The sequence below is a fragment of the Pseudonocardia zijingensis genome (assembly GCF_042657305.1).
GTDB lineage: Bacteria > Actinomycetota > Actinomycetes > Mycobacteriales > Pseudonocardiaceae > Pseudonocardia > Pseudonocardia zijingensis.
Window position 1 is genome coordinate 104,162 of sequence record NZ_JBHSKO010000020.1, and the last position, 20,179, is coordinate 124,340.

General features: G+C 70.2%; 20 protein-coding genes. 7 read left to right on the forward strand and 13 right to left on the reverse strand.

The annotated features are described in order from the left end of the window. Positions 1-370 precede the first annotated feature (370 nt). The 12 genes from ACFPL3_RS30320 to ACFPL3_RS30375 all read right to left on the reverse strand — a co-directional run bounded on the left by ACFPL3_RS30320 (position 371) and on the right by ACFPL3_RS30375 (position 11,631). Positions 371-1,858, reverse strand: a complete 1,488-nt coding sequence (locus tag ACFPL3_RS30320) for an ATP-binding protein (protein ID WP_343946695.1) — start codon at positions 1,856-1,858, stop codon at positions 371-373. Next, positions 1,855-2,199 (reverse strand): hypothetical protein, encoded by a 345-nt coding sequence (locus tag ACFPL3_RS30325; RefSeq protein WP_343946694.1) that lies wholly within the window; start codon positions 2,197-2,199, stop codon positions 1,855-1,857. Before ACFPL3_RS30325 ends, ACFPL3_RS30320 begins: the two co-directional genes overlap by 4 nt. 219 nt (positions 2,200-2,418) lie before the next feature. Continuing rightward, on the reverse strand, positions 2,419-2,898 hold the full coding sequence (locus ACFPL3_RS30330; RefSeq protein WP_343946693.1) for a redoxin domain-containing protein: 480 nt from the start codon (positions 2,896-2,898) through the stop codon (positions 2,419-2,421). Positions 2,899-2,930: 32 nt separating this feature from the next. After that, a complete protein-coding gene (locus tag ACFPL3_RS30335) occupies positions 2,931-4,475 on the reverse strand; it encodes an amidase (RefSeq protein ID WP_343946692.1) in 1,545 nt (514 codons plus the stop codon). A 116-nt stretch (positions 4,476-4,591) separates the two neighbouring features. Further along, positions 4,592-5,365 carry an SDR family NAD(P)-dependent oxidoreductase gene (locus tag ACFPL3_RS30340; protein WP_343946691.1) on the reverse strand — a complete coding sequence of 258 codons (774 nt, stop codon included), beginning with the start codon at positions 5,363-5,365 and terminating at the stop codon, positions 4,592-4,594. Positions 5,366-5,541: 176 nt separating this feature from the next. Further along, on the reverse strand, positions 5,542-6,480 hold the full coding sequence (locus ACFPL3_RS30345) for an urease accessory protein UreD (RefSeq protein WP_343946690.1): 939 nt from the start codon (positions 6,478-6,480) through the stop codon (positions 5,542-5,544). Continuing rightward, positions 6,477-7,172, reverse strand: a complete 696-nt coding sequence (ureG, locus tag ACFPL3_RS30350) for an urease accessory protein UreG (RefSeq protein ID WP_343946689.1) — start codon at positions 7,170-7,172, stop codon at positions 6,477-6,479. The genes ACFPL3_RS30345 and ureG overlap by 4 nt, the downstream gene beginning before the upstream one ends. A gap of 17 nt (positions 7,173-7,189) precedes the next feature. Then, positions 7,190-7,930, reverse strand: a complete 741-nt coding sequence (locus tag ACFPL3_RS30355; protein WP_343946688.1) for an urease accessory protein UreF — start codon at positions 7,928-7,930, stop codon at positions 7,190-7,192. Further along, the gene (ureC, locus tag ACFPL3_RS30360) at positions 7,930-9,648 is read right to left on the reverse strand and encodes an urease subunit alpha (protein WP_343946687.1); all 1,719 of its coding nucleotides are present in this window, start codon (positions 9,646-9,648) and stop codon (positions 7,930-7,932) included. The genes ACFPL3_RS30355 and ureC overlap by 1 nt, the downstream gene beginning before the upstream one ends. Then, positions 9,645-10,025, reverse strand: coding sequence for an urease subunit beta (ureB, locus tag ACFPL3_RS30365; RefSeq protein WP_425564243.1), 381 nt, complete (start codon positions 10,023-10,025; stop codon positions 9,645-9,647). The genes ureC and ureB overlap by 4 nt, the downstream gene beginning before the upstream one ends. Positions 10,026-10,034: 9 nt before the next feature. After that, positions 10,035-10,391, reverse strand: coding sequence for an urease subunit gamma (locus ACFPL3_RS30370; protein WP_379589787.1), 357 nt, complete (start codon positions 10,389-10,391; stop codon positions 10,035-10,037). Position 10,392: 1 nt separating this feature from the next. Then, positions 10,393-11,631 carry a lactonase family protein gene (locus ACFPL3_RS30375; protein ID WP_343946686.1) on the reverse strand — a complete coding sequence of 413 codons (1,239 nt, stop codon included), beginning with the start codon at positions 11,629-11,631 and terminating at the stop codon, positions 10,393-10,395. A gap of 446 nt (positions 11,632-12,077) precedes the next feature. On the opposite strand from ACFPL3_RS30375, the gene gcvH reads away from it, so the two are divergent. After that, the gene (gene gcvH, locus ACFPL3_RS30380; RefSeq protein WP_343946685.1) at positions 12,078-12,461 is read left to right on the forward strand and encodes a glycine cleavage system protein GcvH; all 384 of its coding nucleotides are present in this window, start codon (positions 12,078-12,080) and stop codon (positions 12,459-12,461) included. A gap of 36 nt (positions 12,462-12,497) precedes the next feature. Here the strand turns inward: gcvH and ACFPL3_RS30385 are convergent, their stop codons facing one another. Then, positions 12,498-13,955, reverse strand: coding sequence for an amidase (locus ACFPL3_RS30385; RefSeq protein ID WP_379589788.1), 1,458 nt, complete (start codon positions 13,953-13,955; stop codon positions 12,498-12,500). Positions 13,956-14,169: 214 nt separating this feature from the next. Here ACFPL3_RS30385 and ACFPL3_RS30390 point away from each other — a divergent pair, with 214 nt between their 5' ends. The 6 genes from ACFPL3_RS30390 (at position 14,170) to ACFPL3_RS30415 (ending at position 20,161) form a co-directional block, all read left to right on the forward strand. Further along, positions 14,170-14,667 (forward strand): Dps family protein, encoded by a 498-nt coding sequence (locus ACFPL3_RS30390; RefSeq protein WP_343946684.1) that lies wholly within the window; start codon positions 14,170-14,172, stop codon positions 14,665-14,667. Then, on the forward strand, positions 14,664-15,269 hold the full coding sequence (locus ACFPL3_RS30395; protein WP_343946700.1) for a sulfite oxidase-like oxidoreductase: 606 nt from the start codon (positions 14,664-14,666) through the stop codon (positions 15,267-15,269). Before ACFPL3_RS30390 ends, ACFPL3_RS30395 begins: the two co-directional genes overlap by 4 nt. Beyond that, the gene (locus ACFPL3_RS30400) at positions 15,239-15,994 is read left to right on the forward strand and encodes a ferredoxin reductase (RefSeq protein ID WP_343946683.1); all 756 of its coding nucleotides are present in this window, start codon (positions 15,239-15,241) and stop codon (positions 15,992-15,994) included. Before ACFPL3_RS30395 ends, ACFPL3_RS30400 begins: the two co-directional genes overlap by 31 nt. Further along, entirely contained in the window at positions 15,991-16,242 is a 252-nt protein-coding gene (locus tag ACFPL3_RS30405) for a DUF6510 family protein (RefSeq protein ID WP_343946682.1), read from the forward strand. Before ACFPL3_RS30400 ends, ACFPL3_RS30405 begins: the two co-directional genes overlap by 4 nt. Positions 16,243-16,359: 117 nt before the next feature. Then, positions 16,360-19,206, forward strand: a complete 2,847-nt coding sequence (locus ACFPL3_RS30410) for a helix-turn-helix transcriptional regulator (protein ID WP_343946681.1) — start codon at positions 16,360-16,362, stop codon at positions 19,204-19,206. A 67-nt stretch (positions 19,207-19,273) separates the two neighbouring features. After that, positions 19,274-20,161 carry an alpha/beta fold hydrolase gene (locus tag ACFPL3_RS30415; protein ID WP_343946680.1) on the forward strand — a complete coding sequence of 296 codons (888 nt, stop codon included), beginning with the start codon at positions 19,274-19,276 and terminating at the stop codon, positions 20,159-20,161. The last annotated feature ends 18 nt before the right edge of the window (positions 20,162-20,179 follow it).

Genomic DNA, 20,179 nt, shown 5'->3' on the forward strand with positions numbered 1-20,179 from the left:
GTCCTGGTCAGAGGCGTGGGGGTTCAACTACCACTGGGACACGCCCGTCCAGGCGCTCACGTGTCCGGCGCGGCGGCTTCTCGGCGGTTCGGTCGCGAACGAGCTGTCTATCACCTAGTAGGCCGCTTCGACCGGATCCTCGTGCTCCCAGCTCCTGACGGCGATCCAGCCCGCCGCGGCGAGTTGCTTGTAGCCGCCAACGCGATCGCGGCCACCCGCGCACGGTTGGTGCAAGGCCGCGCTCATGGCGCAGGTTCCGCCTGCCACCGCCTGGCTCTACCCGGTGATCGCCGACGGTCTGGCTCTCGTTGGGGCGACCTGACCGAGACGCGGGAGCCGCCCCGGTAGCGACGGCGAGGTGCGACGGCGGTCAGGCCTTCGATCGCGGCCGGCACCCGGGCGAGCGGGCCCCCTCGCGGAGCCCGCCGGTGCCCGGGGCAGCGTCGAAGGGCAGTCGCACCATGAACCGGGTGTGTCCGGGAGACGATTCGAAGGACAGGTCGCCGCGGTGCTTGTTGGTGACGATGCGCCACGACACGTCCAGGCCGAGGCCGGTGCCCGCACCGACCGGCTTCGTCGTGAAGAACGGTTCGAAGATGCGGCTCTTGATCTCCTCCGCCACACCTGCTCCGGTGTCACAGATCTCCACCAGCAGCCGGTCGTCGTCCCGCGACGTGCGCACGGTCAGGGTGCCGTGGCCGTTCATCGCATCGACGGCGTTGCTGATGAGGTTCGTCCACACCTGGTTCATCTCCGCTGCGTACACCGGGATCGGCGGCAGGTCCCGGTCGTACTCCACGACCACCGCGATGCCGTCGCCGATCCTGCGGTTGAGCATCAGCAACGTGCTGTCCAGCAACTCGTGCACATCGACATCCCGGTAGGGCGTGCGATCCAGTTGCGAGTACTCCTGGGCCGCCGTGACCAGCGCCGCGATCCGCGCCGTGGCACCGTCCATCTCGTCCATCAAGAGCTCGATGTCGATCGCCCGGTGCAGCCGTCCCAGAACGTCCGCGAGCGTCGAGTCATCCGCGAGCGTGTCCGCGACCGCGCCGAGCCGGTCGGCGGTCAACCCCGCCTGCACGAAGGTCGAGGCGATGCGCCAGGCATCTGTGATGCCGTGTGCGTCGAGCCAGTCGACCAGATCGTCCTCACGGTCGGATGCTTCCAGCGGACCCAATTGCTGCGCTCGCTCCAGGTGGTCGATGGCCTGCCGGCGGAGATCGACCAGGGAGGCCGGCTCGTCGCGATCGACGTCCTCGGCCGAGGGGGAACCGAGCGGGCGCCGGGTTCCGGCGAGCCGCTCACGAAGTGCCGCGGTCGCGCGCATCGCCGCGGCCACCGGATTGTTCAGCTCGTGCGTGAGGCCGGCCGCCAGCGCGCCCAGCGCCAGCAGCCGTTCTCGCTGGCTGATCGCCTGTTGGGTGTTCTTCAGGCCGAGGAACAGGCCCTCGAGCAAGTGCACGGGCATCGGGTACCACTCGCGCATGAGCTCTGCGAACTTGTCCGCCGGAAGCACGTACACCCGGGAAGGCTTCGTCGTGCGCAAGGTGTTGTCCAGGGTCTGGCTCACCCGGTCGCCGAAGAACGACCGCCAGGCGCCGGCGTACGCGCCGACGTGACTGGTCCTGTTGATCTCGACGTCCTCGTCGGCGACCCGGCGCGAGATCGCGAACTCACCCTCGAGCAGGACGAAGAAGGACGTCGCCAGGTCGTCCTCCCGGTAGACGTAGCCCGACTCGAACCACTCCACGCGCCCGTTGCGGCACAGCCAGGCCAACTGGTCGTCATCCAGCTTCTCGAACAGGAACAGCGTCCTGAGCTCGGCTGCATCGCACGGGAGGTTTCGGCCGCTCACCTGTAATGCCCGTCGAATACAGACCCCCGGCCGTGCTCCGTGAACCGGAGGCCGACGACACGGCCGTTCTCCGCGAGCCAGTGGAGTTCGTAACAGGCACGGTAGCTCGGCGGCCAGAACGAGCAGAACCGTCCCTGACCGTCCAGGTACCACTCCCCCTGGGTGGTGCGCCCGTTCTCCACGTACGTCGTCGCACCGTCCGGGTCGAACGTCTGGGTGCTGCCATCACCGTAGGCGAACTCCCCTGCCGTCACAGCAGTCGCCACGTGCTCCGCCGGCACGGGTTCGCCGTCGGCAACACGCAGATCTTCGAGCGATCGGGCCATCTTCTCCGTCTCCACATTTCTTCTGGTCCGTCCAGGAAGTGCCGACGCAGGAAACCCGGCCGATCACCGGCGTCGGCCCTGCGGTCCAACCCCGTCGATGGTGCTGGCGAGGGCCGCCCGATCGCATCAGGGCCACCCGAGTGCGACGCCCCGGTGGCCCCGTGCCGAGGCGTGCGGCCAAGGCTCGGGCTCGGGAGTGCGGAGCCACTCGGGGCAGGGCGACCCGGACAGCCGTCAGCCCGCGTGCTCCCGCGCGTAGCGGATGAGCCCGATGACGTCGTCGGGGACGAGCCGCCCGATCGCTCCGCTGGAGTAGACGGACACGATCACCGATCCGGCGGGGTCGAGCACGAACCCCGTGGACTGCAGGTACACCGGATCCTCGTTGACGAACGCACCGGTGACGTCGGCGATGGCCCGGGCGTCCGCGCTGTGGCCGACCGGGAACTGCAGGCGGAGCTTGTCGATGGTGGCCTGGGTGGTGCCCTCGTCGTCGACCGACAGCGCGACGACGCGCGCGTCGACCTCGGCGAGGCTGTCCGCGGCGCGCTGGAACGCGCGCAACTGACCGTTGCAGTAGGGGCACCACGATCCCCGGTAGATCAGCACGACGCCGTAGTGGCCCGACAGAGCGTCCGGGAGTTGGAGTGTGCTGCCGCCGGGCAGGTCCAGCGGGATCGTGGGGAACGTGGAACCAGGTGCGAGCAGGGACATGGCGGTCTCCTTCGTGAGCGGGGAATCGGGGTCTACGACGCAAGCTCTTGTGGCCCGAGTGGCCTCTCCGCGCAGATCTCGTACGACCGGTGCCACGGCCGCAGGCGCTCGAAGGTTGCGCTGGCCGCCAGTACGTCGACGTCCGCGTCGCGCCGACCGATGATCTGCATCCCGACCGGTAGTCCGTCGGACAGGCCCGCGGGGACGGACGCTGCCGGATGCCCGGTGAAGTTGACGAAGTACGTCAGGCACCAGCCGATCAGTGGATCCACCGGTTCACCATTGATCACGCTGGGCCCGAGCGTGTTGCCGTCGCCGGTGTTGTCCACCGGCGGGCACGCGAGCGTCGGGGTGACCAGGAGGTCGTGATCGTCCAAGACGCCCCGGAGGGCGTGGTGGACCTCCGTCCGCACGGCCTGGTCCCGGAAGAAGTCCAGGCCGGACATGCGCTCGGCTTGCTCGACCCAGTACAGGTACTCGGGCGGGAAGTCCGCGCGGTGATCGCCGAGCAGGTCGGTGCCGCGGCGCTTCATGTCGTCCAGCGCTTGCAGGTTGAGCAGCATGTACAGCCGGGACCAGACGTCGCTCAACTCCCGCTGCGAGCGGGTGATGCCCAGCGTGACCTCCTCCACGTGGGCCCCGGCCTCTTCGAACGCGCGGACCGCCTCGCCGACCACGTCGGCGATCCCGCGGTCGATCGGGAACACGTCCAGGTCGGGGCTGTAGGCGATGCGGAGCCCGCGGATCGAACGGCGGGTGGCAGCGGTGAAGTCGGGCGCCGGACCCGTCAGGCTGAAGGGGTCGCGCGCGTCGTAGCCGGCGAGCACGTCGAGCGCGATCGCCGCGTCCTCGACCGTGCGGGTGATCGGCCCCTCGAACAGGAAGGGCGAATCGGCGTTGCCGAAGGCATTGGGGCTCGCCAGAAAGGGCACGCGTCCGAATGACGGCTTGTAGCCGTAGACGCCGCACCAGGCCGAGGGGATGCGGATCGAGCCGCCGGCGTCCGATCCCTCGGCGATCGGCAACAGGCCGTCGGCCACGGCTGCCGCGCTCCCACCCGAGGAGCCGCCGGTGTTCTTCGTCAGGTCGAACGGGTTCCGGCTCGCGCCGAAGAGGTAGTTGTCGCAGGTGCCGCGGAACCCCATCAGCGAACTGTTGGTCTTGCCGAGGAGCACCGCCCCGCCCCGATGCTCCATCCGCTCGCAGAATGCGCAGTAGCCATTCACCACGTTGTTCTCGAGTGCACGGATGCCGCCCAGGCTGGCGGGCCAGCCCGGCTTGAAGTCGAACAGGTCCTTCAGCGCGGAGGGGACGCCGTGCAGCGGGCCCAGGTCCTCGCCGGCCACGACCGCCCGCTCCGTGAGCCGTGCCTGCGTTCGCGCGTCGTCCAGGCCGAGGTGGACGAACGCGTTCACGCTCGGGTTGCGGGCCTCGATGCGCGCGATCGCGGCATCGACGACCTCCACCGGTGAGAGTTCGCGGCGGCGGATCCGCATCGCCAACTCCGCGGCAGTGGCGTAGGCGAGGTCGTCGGAGAGGGCCTGGGGACTTCCGGTCGACCCCTGCGCGCGGTTCATGAAACGTCTCCTTCGGGATTCGGCTGGACCTTCCACGTGGCCCGGATTCGAGGTCGTCCGCGGCACGCCGGTCCACGGGGGTCCCGCCCTGCCGTGGACCGGCGTGGCTCCGGTTCTCAGTTGCGCCCGGCCATCACGCCGCCGTCGACGTTGAGGACGGTCCCGGTGACCCAGCCGGCGTCGTCCGAGAGCAGGTACGTGATCGCCGACGCGATGTCCTGCGCGCTGCCGACGCGGCCGAGGGGGTGCAGCCCGCTGAAGCTCTGCAGTGTCTCGTCGACCTTCTCCTTCGGGATGAAGGCCTCGTAGATGGGTGTCGCGACGACGGCGGGCGCGACGGCATTGACCCGGATCTGCTGACCGCCCAGCTCGATGGCCAGGTTGTGGGTGAAGGCGTGCAAGCCGGCCTTGGCCATCGAGTAGGCGCTCGACGGGGTGGCGCCGATCGCCTGGTGGGCCCACATGCTGCCGATGTTGACGATCGCACCGCCGCGGCCGGCGTCGACCATGCCGCGCACCACCGTCTGGGTCAGGAAGTAGGTGGCGCGGTTGAGCTCCATGTAGGAGTCGTACGCGGCGCCGTCGTGATCGAGGAATGGCGTCGGAACGAAGACGCCCGCCGCGTTGACCAGGAGAGTGGCGTCCGGGTGTTCTGCAGCCAGTTGCTCCTGCACCCCGGCGACCTGATCCCGGTCGGTGAGGTCGGCCGTGATGCCCCACGCCTTGCCCGCGGTCGACAGCAGCGCCACCGTCTCGTCGACCCGTTGCCGGTTGCGGCCGACGATGACGGCGCTCCCACCGCCCGCGACGACGTCGGCCGCCGTCTGCCGGCCCATCCCGCTGCTGCCCCCGACCACGATCAGCTTGCGCCCCTCGAAGTCCTGACTCATGGTGATCTCCGCTCCATCGGCTCGGCCGACCTCGGTGATTTCGCGCCGGGTGTTGGCGCTGCACACAGCGTCACGCCGGCCGCCTCGACCTCGCCTCGGGGATCACCCCAGTCGGCCGCCCAGTGCCGCGCCGGCTCGGGTGCGGTCGAGTCCGTGGGTTCCCGCGCGGGCGTCGTTCAGCCCTTGCGCAGATCAGGTGCCGGGGCGCCGAGCAGCGCGATGCGTGCCCTGTTCCACGCGGTGTGCATTGCTGCGTGGACCGCTGCGGACGTGTGCCCGAGCATGCGGACTGCGGCACCGCACCCTGCGGGCAGTTCGGTGGCTCCGGCGAGGACGTCCGGCGCCTCGGCGAGCGCCTCGCGGAGCAGCGCGACGAGGTCGGGCGGTGACATCCGGGAGCACACCACGTACAGGGTGGCCAGGACGTCGTAACCACCGAGCACGCCCGCCGATCTCGGGTCGCCGACGTGGCCGGGCCGCAGGCGCACCGAATCGGTGAACAGCAGCGTTCCGTCGAGGTCATGCGCCTCGGTCTCGGCCCAGTACAGGTCGTACGCGTGCACCTCGTCGTGCGCGATCCGGCCGGGCAGGAGGACCTCGCCGAGGATGACCGTCGCGTCCTCGGCCGCGGAGAGGGACGTCCGTTGGAACAGCCGCGAGCCGCGGAACGGAACGACCGGATCCGGCAGGTACTCCAGTACGGCACCAGCACCGACGCGGAGGTTGACCAACTGCGTCGCGAAGTCGTCCCGCGCGGCGAAGACCTTGGTCGATGCCTGGGTCGTGACGTGCACAGCGGAGCCGGGCGCGCAGTCGACGTCCACCCGGTGCCGGTCGCCCTGCACGATCCCGTCGCCCTGCTGCTGCAGGAACACGAACGCCATGTCGGGCCGGCCGGGGTCCAGGTAGATCGGCCGATAGATGTGCAGGGGTGCCCGCTGGTACTGCCGGACCACCCTGGTGCTCCCGGCCCGCGGAGCGAGGGCCAGGTCGAGCACCCCCGCCTTCCCCGGGGAACCGACCGCCAGGCCGTCCCGGGCCACACCGCTGAACGTGAGCAGCTCCTGGGGCAGCCCGGCGGGAGTGCACCACGCCGGGTCGTCCCGTCGGATCATCTCGAACCGACGGCAGGAGCGAACCGGCCGATCACCTCACCGATCCGGTCCCCGACCTCGGCGAGACCGTCGCCGGTGAAGCAGTTGGTGAAGACGAAGGGCCGCCCGTCGCGCACGACGCGGGCGTCCCGATCCATCACCGACAGGTCCGACCGCACGAGGTCGGCCAGGTCCACCTTGTTGATCACCAAGAGGTCGGAGTGGGTCACCCCGGGCCCGCGTTTGCGCGGGATCTTGTCACCCTGCGCGACGTCGATCACGAAGATGAAGTAGTCGGCGAGAGCCGCGCTGAACGTCAGCGTCAGGTTGTCGCCGCCGGACTCCACGAGGACGACGTCGGCTTCGGGAAAGCGGTGGGTCAGCTCGGTGATCGCGTCGAGGTTCATGCTCGGGTCGTCGCGTACCGCGGTGTGCGGGCAGGAGCCCGTCTCCACCCCGACGACCCGCTCCGGCGCCAGCACGCCGGCGAGCGTGCGTCGCACGTGTTGAGCGTCCTCGCTCGTGAAGATGTCGTTGGTGACGACCAGCGGGGTGTGCCCCGCGGCGATGAGCAGCGGGACCAGCTCCTCGATCAGCGCCGTCTTACCCGAACCGACCGGCCCTCCGATGCCGATCCGGGCGATGCCCGGTGTGCGGCCGCGGGAGAACCGGGACATCGGGCTGTGGTCGTGCGTGTGGGTGTGCGGCTCCATGTCGCGTGTCTCATTCCTCAGCTGGCGAACAGCCGGAGCTCGGATACCTCGTGCAGCATCGTCATGACGTCCAGAAATGGCGTGCAACTGGTGATGTCGGAAACGTCCTTGTCGACGGCGTCCGACGCCGCCTCGGCCATGACGGCACGCGCGTCGTGCAGCACCGCCTGGGCGGTGCGGTGGTCGGTCACGGCGAGCCGCACAGCGGCCGCCACCCAGTTGGCGGAGAACGCGAACAGCTCGCCGGCCACCGACTCCAGCCGTGGCACCCCGAGGCATGCGCTCACGACACCGAGGACCACGGCGTGGTTGCCCGGTGAGCGCCCGCTCTCGACCTGCCTCGCGTAGTCCGACACCGCCCCGTGACCGAAGGTCGACGTCGCCACGCGCAGCAGGGCACGTCCCGTGCGTGTGGACGTGTCCCTGGCCTCTCGCGAGAGTTTCACCGCGGTGAGCCGCGCGTCGGCGCGCGTCACCAGGTCCAGGTCGGTGGAGTCCGGAGTGCTCGTCGCTCGGTGCGCGCATACCAGCCCGACGCCGTCCGACGGCGCCACCGCGAGCTGCAGATGGTCTCGCAGCAGGGCCGACAGCAGCGCGGGATCAGCGGGTGTGGTCAGCCGACCGGTCTGCGCCAGGGTCTCCAACCCGGACGACAGCGTGTAGCGGCCGCTGGGGAATGCCGAGTCGCTCAGCTGCAGGACGGAGAGGAACCCCGTCAGCTCCCGGGACCGCGCACGGGCCACAGCCGGATCCGGCATCAGACGATGTAGTACAGCTGGGACATCGGCACCTCGGTGGCCGCGGGCACGACGGCCGGCCGGCCGTCGACCTCGACCTGGTAGGTCTCCGGGTCCACGGAGATCTCCGGGGTCAGGTCGTTGCGCACCATCTGCGCCTTGCCGACCGTGCGGCACCCGCGCACCGCTTCGGTCCACCTGTCGACGCCCAGCCGCTCCATGACCCGGGCCTCCGCGGCAGCTTGCGACACGAACGTCACCGACGTACGACCCACCGCTTTGCCCATCCCGCCGAACATCGGCTGGAGCACCACGGGCTCCGGGGTCGGGATCGACGCATTCGCGTCGCCCATCACCGACCAGGCGACGAAGCCACCCTTGATCACGCACTTCGGTTTGACCCCGAACATGTTCGTCGGCCACAACACGATGTCGGCGAGTTTGCCCGGTTCCAGCGAGCCGACGAGGTGGCCGATGCCGTGCGTCAGCGCCGGGTTGATCGTCAGCTTCGCCAGGTACCGCAGGATCCGCTGGTTGTCGTCGCCGGTCGTTTCGCCGGGCAGGCTCCCGGTCAGCTTCTTCATCTTGTCCGCGGTGCGCCAACAGGTCGCCACGGTGTCCCCGACGCGGCCCATCGCCTGCGAATCCGACGAGTACATGCTCAGCACACCCATGTCGTGCAGCACGTCCTCGGCCGCTTCGGTCTCGGCACGGATGCGGGACTGCGCGAACGCGACGTCCTCCGGGTTGTCCGGGTTCAGGTGGTGCGTCACGACAGTCATGTAGAACAGGTTGTCGGTCGTGTCCGTGGTGTACGGACGTGTGGGGTTGGTCGAGGACGGGAGCACGTTCGGCAACGACGCGATGGCCATCATGTCCGGGGCGTGCCCGCCTCCGGCCCCCTCGGTGTGGTAGCTGTGGATCGCCCGCCCGTCGATGGCGTCGAGCGTGTCCGCCAGGTAGCCGCTCTCGTTGAGGGTGTCCGCGTGCAGCGCCGCCTGCACGTCGTACTCGTCGGCCACAGCGAGAGCGCAGTCGAGCGCCGCCGGTGTCGCGCCCCAGTCCTCGTGGACCTTCAGCCCGCACGCGCCGGCCTCCACCTGCTCGCGCAGGCCCTCCGGCCGGCTGCTGTTGCCCTTGCCCATCAGGCCGACGTTGACCGGGAGGGTCGCGGTCGCCTCCAGCATCCTGGCCATGTTCCACGGGCCGGGTGTGCACGTCGTGCCCTTGGAACCGTCGGCGGGACCGGTGCCCCCGCCCAGCAGGGTGGTCACCCCGCTGGAGAGGGCGTGTGGAACCTGCGCCGGTGTCAGGAAGTGCACGTGGGTGTCGATCGCACCGGCGGTGGCGACGAGACCTTCCCCGGAGATCACCTCCGTGCCGGCCCCGATGACGAGGTTCGGGGACACGCCGTCCTGCACGTACGGGTTACCGGCCTGGCCCACACCGACGATGAGTCCGTCCTTCACGCCGATGTCGGCCTTGACGATCCCCACCACCGCGTCCATGACGACGACCGAGGTGATCACCAGGTCCAGCACGCCGTCGGCGCTGCGCACCCCGGGCGATTGCGCCATGCCGTCGCGGATGGACTTGCCGCCGCCGTAGACCGCCTCCTCCCCGGGGAGGATGCGGCTGCTCTCGACCCGGGCGATCAGTTCGGTGTCGGCCAGCCGGAACCGATCGCCCGCCGTGGGACCGTAGAGCGACGCGTACTGCCTCCTCGAGATCGTGCTCATGACCGGTCGTCCGTTCCGGAGAAGCCGCGTTCAGCGGCTCGGGCCACGGCACGGCTCGAGGTCCACCGGGCCGACGTGCCACCGTCGAGCAGCCCGTTGAACCCGATCACCCGACCGGCCCCGCCGAACTCGACGAGGTCGACGTCGCGCTCGTCGCCCGGCTCGAAACGGACCGACTGCCCCGATGGCACGTTCAGGCGCATGCCCAGAGTCGCCGTGCGGTGGAAGTTCAGCACCCGGTTCACCTCGAAGAAGTGGAAGTGGGAGCCGACCTGGATCGGCCGGTCACCGGTGTTCCGCACGGAGATGCGCAGCGTGCGGCGACCAGCGTTGATCTCGATCGGGTCCTCGCCGAGCAACCACTCACCCGGAATCATCGTCTGCTCCTAGAGGATCGGGTTGGCCACGGCCACGAGCTGCGTGCCCGTACGGAACGTGGCCTCGACCTGGACCACGTTCACCACCTCGGGCACACCGGGCAGCACGTCGTCACGGCTCAGCACCTGCTTGCCGAGCTCGGTCACCTCGGCGACCGACCTCCCGTCCCGCGCCGCTTCCAGCAAGGCCTCGGTGATCAGGGAGATCGACTCGGGAACGTTCAGCTTGAGGCCACGTTCCCCCCGCCTGCGTGCCAGTTCGGCCACCTGGTAGATCACGAGCTTCTCGATCTCGCGTGGGCTGAGCACCAGGGCCGACAGCGACGTCTCGATGCGTGGCCCGCCGGAGTCGTTGCGCACCGTCATGTCAGAACCCGGCGAGCCCCTGCGGGCTGTTGTAGGGGATCTCCGCACTGGTGATCTCGGTGAGCGAGCCGTCGGACTGGACCTCGTACCCGATGAGCTTCGAGGCGTTGGCGTAGATCTGGTACAGGTAGTTGCCGTCCGGGCTGATCCAGTTGTCGCTCGGGCCGCTGCTGACCGTCCCGTTGAGCGCCCGGAACGTCCCGTCACCGGGCACCTTCGGGCACGCGGAGTCGTGGGCCAGCGAGACCACGTCCCCGTCGATGCGGAAGCTGCTGATGTTGCTGTAACCGAAGTTCGTGGCGAAGACCCACCGGTCGTCCGGCGACACCGCCAGCCAGCACAGCTCGGACGGCAGCCCGGCACTGGTGTCGATCTTCACGACGGGCCCGGTGCCGAGTGCACCACGTTCGTCGAACGTCGCCAGTGCGATGCCGTCGGCGACGGCGTATCCGATGACGAGGTGATCCGGGCGGTGGTGCAGGAAAGCGGGGTAGAACGGCGACGCGCCACCACCGTCCTGGAACAGCCCCTCCCCCAGTGAACCGTTCGCCTCCACCGGGAAGACGACGACGCCATCCGGGTCCGGAGCGTTCGACGCGACCGACTTCTTCGTACCGTCCGGTTGATCCGCCCAGAGGATCGGCGAGCCGTCGGGGTTCGCCGCGGCCGGCTGGTCGAACGTGGTGCCGACGACCAGGAACTTCTCATCCGGGGACAGCACGACCATCGTGGAGACCCGCAGCGGCTTGTCCGGGGTGTTCACGGTGTACCCCTCGGGCCGGGCCGTGAGTTTGCCTTCACCGTCCACCGACATCGCACGGACGTGGTCGGGACCGAAGGAGTGCAGCACGAACAGCGTGCCGCTCGCCGCCGAGTACGCCAGCGACTTGGCGGTGCCGCTCCTGCCGGGGACGACGTTCCCGGTCCGCTTGACATCCAGCAACGTCAACTTGCCGGCGTCGCCGATGCCGAAGCTCGAGACCGAGTTGTCACCACCGTTGGTGGCGAACAGGAATCGCTTGTCCGCCGTGACGATCACGCTGCCGGCCGCCTCGAAGGCGTTGGGCGCGCTCTCCTGCCCACTGATCGGCTTGTACACCCCGGAACCGGCGCCCCCGGTGGGAATGCGCTCCACCTCGCTGATCGTCCCGTCACCCGCGCGGGCGTAGTGGATGACGGCATTCTTGAGCTCGTTGGTCTGGATGTACACGTGGCCGGTGGCGTGCATGCCCTGTTCCATGCGTCTCTCCGTTCTCGTCGTCCTCTCGTCGACCCTGACCCGGTCTGGTCCTCATCGAGTCCGTGACACCCGAGCCACACCGCCCAGTCATGCCCCGGTGCTTTCCCGTCGACATCGGTCGGAACGAAGCGACATCCGGCCGCCTACCCATCGCCGCCACCCATCGGGGGATACCGGCACAGGCCCGGGACTGCACGCTCGAGGTCCCGGTCCGCCCGTGCCGTGCTGGAGGCACCGTGCACAGCCACGACGACCCACGCCCACCGGAGGCCCAGGTCACCCCGAGCTTCGGACCGCTGCCCTCCGTCTACGTCCCGGGGCACCGGCCCTCGGACCCCGATGAGGCCGGCTCCGGTCGGGTTCGCCTTGCCCAGCGCGTGCTGAACCTGATCACGAGCCGAGCCAGGACAGGAGCACGCGACGCCGACGAGCACGGAGAGGCACCGATGATCCGCGACGAGCTGCACTACACCCCCGAGCACCACTGGGTCCTGGCCACGGGCGCCGACCTCGTGCGCGTCGGCGTCACCGACTACGCCCAGAACCAGCTCGGGGATGTGGTCGCCGTCGAACTCCCCGACGTCGGAACCGCGGTCAGGGCGGGCGACGTGTTCGGAGAGGTCGAATCGACGAAGTCACGGTCGGACGTCGTCGCCCCCGTGACAGGCGAGGTGGTCGTCGTGAACACCGATCTCGCCGAACAGCCGGAGCTGGTCAACGCCGATCCTTACGGCGCCGGGTGGATGCTCGAACTCCGCGTCGACGGCCGCACCGAGGACGCAGTGCTCGACCTGCTCGACGCGGCGGGCTACGCGAAGTCGATCGCCTGACCGCGGCGGCCGTCGGCCGAGGTGGCACCAGTCAATTCAGGGCAGGTCGGGCCAGTGGGCCGCCCAGGGGGCGGCGGCCTCGAAAGCAGCTGAGGCACGCAGGACGTCGGCGTCGGCCAGGTGGCGGCCGACGATCTGCAGGCCCACGGGAAGACCGTCGTCGGTGAAGCCGGCAGGCACGCTGGCTGCGGGCTGACCGGTCAGGTTGATCGGGAAGCAGAAGCCCAACCAGGCCGTCGAGGGCACCATCCGGTCGTCGATGATCTCAGGTCCCTGGGTGTGGAGGGCGAACGGCGGGACAGCCAGCGTGGGTGTGATCAGCAGGTCGTGGTCGGCCATGAGCCGCCACATCTTGTTGTTCACCGCCTTGCGCACCATCCGGGCGCTGGTCAGATCCTCCGCGGTCCAGGGCTTGCCCAGGATGTCGACCACGTTCGGGGACATCTCCCCGCCGTACTCGCCGATGAGCCTCCGCATCCCCGCCAGGTCGGTGTCGCCCATCACCACCGCCCAGAACGCGTGGAACGGGTCCTCCCAGCCCGGGTCGGTCTCCTCGACCGTGCAGCCCAGGTCCTTCTCGAACACCGCCGCTGCCCGGGCCGTGATCTCGCGGACCGCGGGATCGACGGCCATGTAGCCCCAGTCGGGGGAGAACGCCACCCGCATACCGCTGATCCCGCCCTCGGGTGCGGTCGACCAGTCGACGTCGCCTGCGGGTATTGAGAGCCGGTCGCGGGGATCCGGGCCTGCCAGCACCGACATGAGCAGCGCCGCGTCGGCGACCGTGCGGGTGAGCGGGCCGATGTGCCCGAGGCTCTCCCAGCTGGACGCTCCGGGACGGCGCTCGTCGCGGGCACCGGGGTACATCGGCACCCGCCCCATCGACGGCTTGAACCCGTAGATGCCGCAGTGCGCCGACGGGATGCGCACCGAGCCACCACCGTCGGTGCCCAGCGCGACCGGACCGATACCCGCGGCCACCGCGGCCGCAGAGCCCGCGCTGGAGCCGCCCGGGGTCATCGCGGTGTTCCACGGGTTGCGGGCGGCGGGCGAGACGGGATTGTGCCCGGCGCCGCTGTAGCCGAACTCGGGCACGGTGGTCTTGCCCAGTATCAGCGCATCGGCCGCCGTGACCCGCTCGACCACCACGTCGTCCTCGTCCGGGATGAAGTCCCGGTAGATCGGCGAGCCCATCGCCGTGCGGACGCCCTTGACGGGAATCAGGTCCTTGACCGCGATCGGCACGCCGGCCAGCGGCCCGACCGGCTCACCGCGTGCGATCCGTTCGGTGACACCGGCGGCCGCGGAGCGGGCGAGCTCGTGGGTCGGCTCGCAGAAGGCGTGCAACACGGGATCGAGCCGATCCATCCGATCCAGTACCGCATCCACGACCTCGACCGGTGAGAGTTCCCTCGCACCGATCCTGGCGACCAATTCGGTCGCAGGCATCGCGCAGATCTCGTCGGTCATCGATTTCCTCCGCTCGACCGGCATGCGATTGGCACGGCCAGCCTGCGGTCGGACCCCATCGATCGCATCAGGGTGCTCCCCGGCAATCGTCTCGCAAATGCGCCGCGCCGCGGGCCCCGTCCCCGCTCCTCACTGGGGAGCACCCGGATGCGACCGGGCCGCACTCGGCCCACGGTGGGCGGGTGCTCACACGCAGCGGCAACCCGGCCGACCACCTCACGTGGAGGAGGACCTTCGCATGGATTCCCTGACGGCCGCCGTCTACCTGCCCCCGTTGGACAACCCGCACGAACGAGCCGCCATCGGTCACGAGCTCGCTGCAGTACTCCACGACCTGGTGGCGCTCTCGCTGACCGGCAAACAACTGCACTGGATGGCCGCCGGCCCGTTGTCCCACTCGCTGCACCTGCAACTCGACGAGCTCGTCGACTCCTGGCGCGCCATGGCCGACACCGTCGCCGAACGCGCGGTCACGATCGGCCACACGGTCGACGGCCAGCCGGCCGCCGTCGCAGCCGGAACCGGGCTGACGCCCATCGCACCGGACGAGGTCCAGGACAACCTGCTCGTCCACGAGGTCACCCACCGCGTCGCAACGGTCGCCGAACGGGTCCGGGCCCGGCTCCGCCGCGTCGGCGAGGTCGACCTCGTGAGCCAGGACGTGCTCATCGGGGTGACCCGCGAACTCGAGAAGCAACAGTGGCAGCTGCGGGTGCAGTCAGGGGCGCACCGATGACGTCCGCATCGCGTGGCTTCCTGGGCAGGCGACGCACCGACGCCGACCCGTCCCGGATACCGCCGGGCCAGTACGTGACCACGGGTTTTCCGGTGCTGTCGGCGGGTCCGACGCCGCACACGCCGGTGGACCGCTGGACGTTCAGCCTCCGCGGCGCGGTCGACGAACCGGTGTCGTGGACGTGGGACGAGTTCCGGGCTCTGGGGAGCGAGGACATCACGACCGACATCCACTGCGTCACCAAATGGTCCAAGTTGGACACCGAGAGGACGGGGGTGTCGCTGGACACCGTGCTCGCCGGCGTGCACACCAGTGCTCGCCATGCGCTGGTCTTCTGCGACGGCGGGTACACCACGAACCTGCCGATCGCCGATCTCACCGGCGGCAAGGCGTGGATCGTCCACAGCTTCGCCGGCGCGCCGCTCGAAGCGCAGCACGGAGGCCCGGCGCGCCTGCTGGTTCCCCATCTCTACTTCTGGAAGAGCGCCAAGTGGGTCCGCGGTCTCGAGCTGCGCGACGAGGACGAGCCAGGCTTCTGGGAGCGCTACGGCTACCACAACTACGGAGACCCATGGAAAGAGCAGCGCTACTCCGGAGACTGACCTGGCAGACCGGCACCGTCGTCGAGATCGTCACCGAGACCGCGCACACCCGGACCATCGCGCTGGACGTGCCGGACTGGGGCGGCCATCGAGGCGGCCAGCACATCGACGTCCGGCTGACAGCCGATGACGGTTACCAGGCCCAACGCAGCTACTCGATCGCCTCCGCCCCGGCCGACGCCCGGGTCGAGATCACCGTCGAACGCCTGCCCGACGGGGAGGTCTCGCCCTACCTCGTCGACGAGTTGCGTCCGGGTGACGAGCTGGAGCTGCGCGGGCCGGTGGGCGGCTACTTCGTCTGGCAGGACTCCCCCGGCGGGCCGCTGCTGCTCATCGCCGGCGGATCGGGGATCGTGCCGTTCCGCTCGATGCTGCGCCACCACCGCTCGATCCACAGCACGGTGCCGGTCCGACTGCTGTACTCGGTGCGAGCTCCCGAGGACCTGGTCTACCGCGAGGAGCTGATGCGGATGGCGACGTCCGACGAGATCGACGTCAGCCTCACCTTCACCCGCACGCAGCCGCCCGGCTGGAACGGCTACGCCCGCCGTATCGACCACCGGATGCTCGTGGAGACCGGCTGGTCCCCGAGCGCCGATCCCCTCACCTACATCTGCGGGCCGACGGCGTTCGTCGAGACCGCCGCGGAGCTGCTCGTCGGGATCGGGCAGGACCCGGCCCGCGTCCGGACCGAACGCTTCGGCGGGATCGGAGAGAACCCATGACAGCACTCGACGGCAACGCGATAGCCGGCATGTTGCAGACCGCGTTCGGCCGTGACATGACAGCGGCGTTGGGCACGTGCGCCGGCTGCGGTGCGGCGAGCCGGCTCGGACAGGCCGGGGTGTACCGGGGCGCCGCAACCGTGCTGCGCTGCCCGAACTGCGAGAGCGTCCTGATGGTGATCATCGAGAACGGTGGCGTGCTGGGCATCGACATCCACGGCCTTGCCGGGCTGCGCGATCCCGGATGACCCCGGGCACCGGGGACACCGGGAACGCTGAACCCCGGGGTCGGCGTCGCGATCCCCGTGTCGAACCCGTGTCGCACACTGGCCACAACCGCGGCATGTCGGGGCAGCGTGCTCCCCGTGACAACTGCGTCGAGCACACTGCAGCACCGGTCGACGGACAACATCCCGCTGCGGCTGTACGGCCGGACCGCCGAATGCGCCCGCGTGGAGCAGCTCCTGCAACTGGAGCGGGCCACCCTGCGGATCATCGGCGAGAGCGGCATCGGGAAGAGCACCCTGCTCGAGCACGCCGCCCGGCGCGCCACCGGTTACCGGCTGCTGCGGGTGCGTGGAGTCGCCGCCGAGCACGAGCTGCCCTACGCCGGGCTGCACCTGCTGTGCGCGCCGCTCATAGACGATCTGCACGCGCTGCAACCCGCCCAACGTGACGCCCTCGCCACCGCGATCGGGCTGACGCCCGGGCCGCCACCGGACCGGCCACTCGTCAGCCTCGCCGTGTTGAACCTGCTCACCCGAGCCGCCGACACACGGCCCGTGTGCTGCATCGTCGACGACGCGCACCTGCTCGACCCCGCGTCCAGACTGGTGCTGGCATTCGTGGCGCGACGCGCCGAGCGCGGCCTCTTGATCTTGCTCGCCGAACGCGAACACCAGCACGGGACCGAACTCGACGGCGTGCCCGAACTGCGCCTGGAGCCGCTGCCGTACGACGACGCCCGATTCCTGTTGGCGGCAACCACCCCCGGGAAGGTCGACGCCGCCGTCATCGAGCGCGTCCTGATCGAGGCCCGCGGCAACCCGGGAACGCTCGTCGACGCCTTCGACGGCATCACCGCGGTCGAGCTCGCCGGCGGGTACGCGATTCCGGCACCGCGCGCAGCGCATCCCGAGCCCGACCACGGCTGCGCGCAACGGTCGCGGCAGTTGCGGGCCGACGCACGGCGCCTGCTGCTCACGGCCGCCGCAGACCCGACCGGCGACCCGCCCGTGGCATGGCGGGCCGCAGCCACGCTCGGCATCGGAACCGACGCTGCTGAGGTTCTCGAGTCCCAGCGGCTGCTGGTGTTCGGTCCGCGCATCGCGTTCGCATGCCCGCGGCTGCGGGCGACGGTCTACGCGACCGCCGCACCCGCCGAGCTCCGGGAGATCCATGGCGCACTCGCCGACGCCGTCGACGCCGACGTGGACGCCGATCGCCGCGCCTGGCACCGCGCGCTGGGGTGCAGCGGCCTCGACGACGCCGTCGCCACCGACCTCGAGCGACACGCCCCGACCGCACATACCCGCGGCGGCATCGCAGCCCGCGCCGCATTCCTGGAGAAGGCGGCCCTGCTCACCCCGGACCCCGTGCGGCGGGCGCAGCGGGCGTTGACCGCCGCGGAGGCTCATCAGCTCTCGGGTGCACCGGAGATCGCCCAGCGGCTGCTCGCGATCGCGGAGATCGCACCTCCCGACGATGCACGACGAGCACGGATGGCGCTGCAGCGGGCCCGGATCGCGTTCACCACGCACCGCAGCCCGGCTTCACCCGGGCACCTGCTCGAGGCGGCACGGCGCATCGAACCACACTCACCTGCGCTGGCTCGGGACGCCTATCTGGAGGCGCTCACCGCGGCGCTGTTCGCCGGCGAACTCGCCACCAACCCGACCGCCGTCGACGTCGCAGGCGCCGCCCGTGCAGCCGTGGCTGCCGGCCCGGCCCATCCGGCGGATCCGCTTCTGGACGCATTGGCGACACGGGTGCTCGACGGCCCGCTCACCGCCGCGGGTCCCCTCGCCGCGGTGCTGGGCGCCTTCCGAGCGCCCGAGCTCGACCCGGCGGTGAGTCGCTGGCTGTGGCTGGCCGGCTGCATCGCCGCCGATTCGTGGGATGCACAGGCGTGGACCGCCTTGTCGTCACGCCAAGAGGCTCACGCCTGCGCCGAGAACACGGCGACACCCGCCCATGTGCAGGCTCATCTCGCGCTCGCCGACGTGTACCTCGGTCGGTTCGACGCCGCGCGCGGCCGACTCGCACGGGTCGACGCGAAGGTCTCGACGACCCGCACCACGCCGTTGCGGCACCCGGCGCTGCTGCTCGCGGCGTGGCAAGGCCGGCCCGGCGTCCTCCACGACCTCGTGGCGAACGCGCGCCGGGATGCCCGGGACCGCGGCGACGGCGTCACATCGGCTGCCGCCGACCTCGCGGAAGCGATCATGCACAACAGCGTGGGCCGCTATCAACAGGCCCTTGCGGCGGCGTCCGACGCCTGCCGCTCGGAGCAGCTCGCCTTCGCCGGATGGGCCCTACCCGAGCTCGTCGAGGCAGCCGTGCGCAGTGGCCGGCACGACGCGGCACGTCGGGCTGTCACCCGGCTCACCGAGCGCACCGATGCCGCAGGCACCGACTGGGGCCTGGGCGTCCAGGCGGCGGCCCGGGCACTGCTCGCGGATGAGCAGGGCGCCGAGCCGCTCTACCGAGAGGCGATCGATCGGCTGGCCCGAACCGGCATCCGGACCCACTTCGGACGCGTCCAGCTGCTCTACGGAGAGTGGCTACGCCGCCGGAAGCGACGCGTGGACGCGCGCATACCGCTACGAGCAGCCTTCGAACTGTTCACGACGATCGGGTCGGATGCGCTCGCCGACCGCGCTCACCGCGAGCTGCTCGCCACCGGCGAGAAGGCCCGCAGGCGCAGCGTCGATGCCGGCCGTCAGCTGACTCCTCAGGAAGCCCGGATCGCCCACCTGGCGCTCAACGGGCTCTCCAACCCCGAGATCGGCGCCCGCCTGTTCGTCAGCCCTCGCACCGTCGAGTACCACCTGCACAAGGTCTTCGCGAAGCTCGGGATCTCCTCGCGCACCGAGCTGCACATGGTCCTGGCCACCGCCGCCAACACGCACCCGCTGGGCCGCTCGGACGCACCCGCGGGTGAGACGACCGGGCACCGGACCAGGGGGTCGACGGAACCGACCGATGCGTGATCGGTGAAGCGTCGCTGCGATGCCACCACCGCGGGTCACCCGACCCACCATCCCCGAGGAGTGAGAGATGGCCGAGGTTCACCACAGGAACGCGACCGTCGACGGGCAGCAGGTCTTCTACCGGGAGGCCGGCCCGGCCGACGCGCCCGTCGTCCTGCTGCTGCACGGCTTTCCGACCAGCTCGCGAATGTTCCGGCACCTCATGCCCCTGCTGGCCGACCGCTACCACGTCATCGCCCCGGACCACATCGGATTCGGGCAGTCCGCCACCCCGTCGCCGACCGAGTTCGACTACACCTTCGACGCTCTGACCGACATCACCCAAGGCCTGCTCGACCAGCTCGAGGTCAACCGGTTCGCCATGTACGTGCAGGACTACGGCGCGCCCATCGGCTGGCGCCTTGCCCTGCGCAGGCCGATGGCCGTACAGGCGATCATCAGCCAGAGCGGCAACGCCTACGACGACGGCTTCGTCGACGCGTTCTGGTCCGCGCTCTGGGCCTATGCCGAGGCGCCCGGCGAGGACACGGCGGCCCCGCTGCGCGGAGCCCTCACGCTCGACGCCATCCGCTGGCAGTACCTCACCGGCGTGCCCCAGCCCGAGCTCGTCGACCCCGACACCTGGACCACCGACCACGCTGAGGTCAACCGCCCCGGCAACCCCGAGATCCAACTCGCCCTGTTCCGCGACTACGCGACGAACCCCCCGCTCTACCCAGCCGTGCACGATTACTTCCGGACCAGCCAGGTGCCGTTGCTGGCCATCTGGGGCAGGGGCGACGAGATCTTCGGCCCAGCAGGGGCCACAGCGTTCGCCCGCGACCTGCCCGACGCCGAGATCCACCTCCTCGAGGGAGGCCACTTCCTCCTCGAGAGCGCCTTCGACACCGCCGCCGGGTACATCCGCGGCTTCCTCGGCCGCACGGTCGGCCTGGAACGGGCCGCCGCCGCCTGATCGGGTTCGGACCGGTCA